3 protein-coding genes and 2 pseudogenes are annotated in these 4,094 nt (G+C 52.4%); 2 read left to right on the top strand and 3 right to left on the bottom strand.

Annotation, left to right across the window (positions count from 1 at the left end; genetic code table 11):
- Positions 1-581: 581 nt before the first annotated feature.
- Together AC1DSG_RS28525 and AC1DSG_RS28520 are read left to right on the top strand one after the other, a co-directional pair.
- Positions 582-815, top strand: a pseudogene (locus AC1DSG_RS28525) (hypothetical protein); the annotation flags it as partial.
- A gap of 279 nt (positions 816-1,094) precedes the next feature.
- Positions 1,095-1,325 carry an AbrB/MazE/SpoVT family DNA-binding domain-containing protein gene (locus AC1DSG_RS28520; protein WP_477793860.1) on the top strand — a complete coding sequence of 77 codons (231 nt, stop codon included), beginning with the start codon at positions 1,095-1,097 and terminating at the stop codon, positions 1,323-1,325.
- 134 nt (positions 1,326-1,459) lie between these two features.
- On the opposite strand, the gene AC1DSG_RS28515 is transcribed toward AC1DSG_RS28520, so the two are convergent.
- The 3 genes and pseudogenes from AC1DSG_RS28515 to AC1DSG_RS28505 form a co-directional block, all read right to left on the bottom strand.
- Positions 1,460-1,666, bottom strand: a complete 207-nt coding sequence (locus tag AC1DSG_RS28515) for an AbrB/MazE/SpoVT family DNA-binding domain-containing protein (RefSeq protein WP_477793859.1) — start codon at positions 1,664-1,666, stop codon at positions 1,460-1,462.
- A gap of 601 nt (positions 1,667-2,267) precedes the next feature.
- Positions 2,268-2,549, bottom strand: a pseudogene (locus AC1DSG_RS28510) (DUF7693 family protein); the annotation flags it as partial.
- A gap of 396 nt (positions 2,550-2,945) precedes the next feature.
- On the bottom strand, positions 2,946-4,094 hold a 1,149-nt coding region (locus AC1DSG_RS28505; RefSeq protein ID WP_477793858.1), incomplete at its 5' end, for a hypothetical protein.

Here is a 4,094-nt window from a genome sequence, read left to right as displayed (position 1 = left end):
GTTCTGAAACGAGTGGGTCATAGTCTTATAGACGCACGACCTTCACCATTCCGAGGTGAATGCTCGGCATTCAGGAGCGAACAAATAGCCTCTGCCTCCGTCCTGATTATGAACACGCCATGCTTGCTGGCTGACCCTCCCTCGACAAGATCAACAACCCTGTATCGCTTGCTGCCATCGTCCGATGTGGTGGTCTCAATCACTCTGAATCTTGCTTGCATGGTCGCTTTCCGTGCATGAGATTGGTGTCCTACAAGTACCGGCAAAAGGAGACGACTTCAAGAACGGGACGAGCTTAAGCTGAGACAATTTATGACCGTGCAATGCGTTCGTCTTTGCAGGGAGGCCGGCTCAGCAGCAGGTGGCGTGTCGATGCATTTTTCTTAGAGTCGCTGCTTCGGGCCGACGGGCCCGGCTGAACCCAGCTTGAATGACTTCGAAGCGTTCACGATTAACGCACTGAGTAGCGACGGTAGCGTGGTGCTGTCATCGATCAAACCGTCTTAACCTTATGAGCACCTGCTCACTATTCCCGTCAGAATAAACGACAATCAAGAAATTGCTGAGGGAGAGGAATAGAGATGGAATGTACGTTCACCCTGAAGTACCAACTGACGTCTGACGAGAGCGATATGGACGCGCTTGTGGAACGCTTGGTTGAAGAAGGCTGCAATGACGCATTGGTCGGAGTAGGGCAGCCAGGGAGCCTAGCTCTTGAGTTCATTCGTGAAGCACCCTCTGCACATGACGCAATTGAGGGCGCCATAGAAGACGTGCGCCGAGCCGTACCTAACGCACGCTTGATCGAGGCAGCTCTCGCTCCATGACTGACTTCAGGGTGCCTTCAATCAACTCATAAGTATCTAGCTACAAAAGCCGGCTTTGGGCGCGGGTGTTGAACTAGCCTAATAGTTTTTTGGACGCCTCGATCTGACCAATAGTGCGAAGAGGTGGGCGTGTGATCAATGAGCATTGCACGTTCCAAAGCCGTCGCTATTTCGGGCCCTCAAGGCCGGCTCGACCTGAAGTGCTACCCGCTGTCTTAGCGCACCGCTCGGCTATCATGTAAGTGCTTCATCACGTAGGTATCCCTCATGGCTACTGCCACTGTGAATTCTAAAGGCCAAATCACCATCCCTGTCYAGGTAAGGGCTGCTCTTGGCCTGCGACCAGGAGATGAAATCGAATTTGTAGACCTGGGAAATGGTCAGTTCGCCATCGTGCCGGCACCGTATTCCGTTGAGCGACTGAAGGGCTTGATTCGCAAGCCGAAGGTCATCGTAAGCATCGATGACATGAACGCGGTTTTTGCGCTGAAAGAGTAAATGCTCGTCGATTGCGTTTCACAAAGAGAAAGGCTTGCTAAGGTTTGTCACGCGCTTCCTTCCAAGGCAGTTTCTGAGACGGGTTGTTGCTATCGCGTATTCGGGCCTTAGGCCCGGCTCGTCGAGTGACTGCTTTATTTCACCTCGGCGTTACCAGGCTGTCCGCTATCCCAGGCTTCAGTAATTTCGTCGAGGCAGCGCGTATTGCCGACAAATTCTTCTATCAGATACACGGCGTCACCGACATCCAGCTCCAGTTCTTGCAGCGCCTCATCGGGAATTCGAATCGCACCATCACCATCCCATTCTTCGATGATGATTTTCGTAGGTGGCTTTCTCACGTGTAGTCTCCGTTGCTATGAGCCGGCAAGCCGGTCAACGCCCGTAGGTTCTCGGCGACACTTTTTACAGATCCGGATAATCATCAAGCCTTAGGCTAGGAGAATCTCCGTTTTCCTGCTCGCGCTTGGGCGTATGTATCACTCCGGCTTCAGCATCTGCACGCATCTGCTCGAGCTCTTTGTGAAATGCCTTGTCCTGAACCGTGGGTTTGCTGGTGTACGGTTTTCGGTCAGGKACAGGCTGGGCTGCATAAGTCGTTACCGCGTCTGGRTCGTGYTGCAGCTTTTCTTGAACYTGCGATTCCAGCATTGCACGGAGCGCGTCTTTRTCGGGACGGTTAAGCAWTTTGTTACTCCTATTCGGAAGCCAGGCACTAGCTATTCGATTGGTACATTGAGTAGTTGGTGAGGGCAGGGCCGTTTATATTTGTGGATGCATCGCAGATTGGATACCTGGATTGCAGGTTAAAAACTTTGGTAAGCCTGCCAAGCCCTAGCGGCAACCGCCTGTGATGAAAATGATGTCATAGCTACAGTCTTGAACGTAGCTTTCGAGATGGCTGAAGTGGCTAAACATTCGCCTGTCGTTTTGCATGCATGCTCAGAGCCCAGCGAGCAGCCGCTCAAGATGTTCTCGCTCCCAGGGGCTCAATAGCTCGGCAGGATCTGCTCCGTCGCGCTGCCAGAGTTCAAGTGTCCCGACTCGGCCATCTGGCGACCTGCAGTACTCGCAGTAGTCCAGGGTGTCACAGTCATTGAAGAGGGTGAGCTGCCATCCATCAATCTCAACGGGCATGAGGCCATGATAGATCTCATTCCATGACTGGACGGAGCTTCGCATCATGACGCGTTTGCCGAGCGCGACTTCCGTCAGCACTTGGCAGACCTCGTGGGCGGGGGGAGGTTGTGTTCAAATTATTCTACGCTCGAGTCATCGCTTGCCCGGCTAAGCGGTGGTGTGCAGTGAATGGAGAGATCGCTCCTTCGGGCCAATGGGCCCGGCTCACATAATCAGCCGAGCATCTCCTTGATGATAGATGCAACGTTGTTAGCATCGTCGATTCCACGGTGATATGTACCCTGCCAAACTAGGCCCATGGCCTCTACCGTTTGCTTAAGACCCTGCTGTTGATTGTCGTATAGGCCTTTATGCCATTTCCTCACGTTGAAGTGCTGCAGGCCAGCGAGCAGGGCAGGGCGCGCCCAGCAATGAAGGCACCGAAGCGTAACGTTAGCGAAAAGGTAGAAGGTGCTCAGCATCGCCGAGCCCAACAAAAGATTAACTCTCGATCGTTGCGAGTCTCCCGTAGTAATAGGAAGCCACAGGATCACGCTCGGAAATAGTTTCAGGAATGCCAAGGGTTTTAAATTTGGTCACCGCTTCAAGCTCAAGTATCTGCTCATCACGCAACCGCCAGTAGAGGGAGCTGTACTTGAACAGTTGAAGCAGATTGATATAGTCATTATTTTGCTCAAAAGCTCTCAGGAGGATGCGGTGGCATTTTGAATGAAGGCTCGACATATTGTCATGGTGTAGATGGTGGTAGATGCTGATGAGCGCTGAAATTTCCTTAGCATCGAGCGAACCACGGACGGCAAGGAGTGAGTCGGCGTAGCCGAGCGTCGCCCGTATTTGGTTGTACAGATTTTTGCTCTCGTGACAATATTCGACAAGATCTTTGAACATGTCGACTTTTGCAGGGGTCTCATCGAGCTCATCGGCACGATCCAACACAATGTTGGAGTACAGCGTGCTGGCTTTGGTTTTTGCCTTCGCCTGGATCTTCGAGATATCAGCTTCTTTGGTGGCGAGATCACTGTTTTTGAGCGCGATGTGAGAGGCATGCATCGCGACACTGCCCTTGGTCATCTTCTGCGCCTGGGTGGCATACTCAAACGCCTGGGCATGATCCTTCCTCACTGAGTAAATCATCGCGATCTGAAGCTTGATCGCACCTACCACCTTGGGCTGATCAATGTGATCCAGACAGTCCAACAGCATCTGCAGGGCCTCGTCCTTAGTGACCTTGTCGCCGCCCATCCGAAGCGACTGCGCACACAGGTGAATGAAGAACCAGTACTTGTCATCCTTATCTCGGCTATCCAGCATCGACTTGAGCGCGATATACAAATCCTGCACGACCTTGTAATACGATTTTTTGCTCACCGTCGCGCAAAATTGCGACGCCAGCTCCATGCCAACGGTACGCCATCTTTCGTTGGTTTGGCCTTCTGCGAATATTTCAACGATGAAGTATTTGGCATTGTTGATCTCGGACGATTTTTCGCTGATGTCATTCGCCTTGAAGATGTGGTGCAGCTTGGGATCCTGTGTCTCCCAATCGTCACCGAAGTAGAGCCGGTAGGCCTGGCTCTTGATTTTCGCGATTTCTTTGGGCTTCGTCTCCTGGGCGAGCCACTGCCTCAC

It is taken from the genome of Pseudomonas sp. P5_A12 (assembly GCF_056400685.1).
The sequence above is the reverse complement of the archived record's forward strand: the minus strand, read 5'-3'. Positions and strand labels throughout refer to the sequence as shown.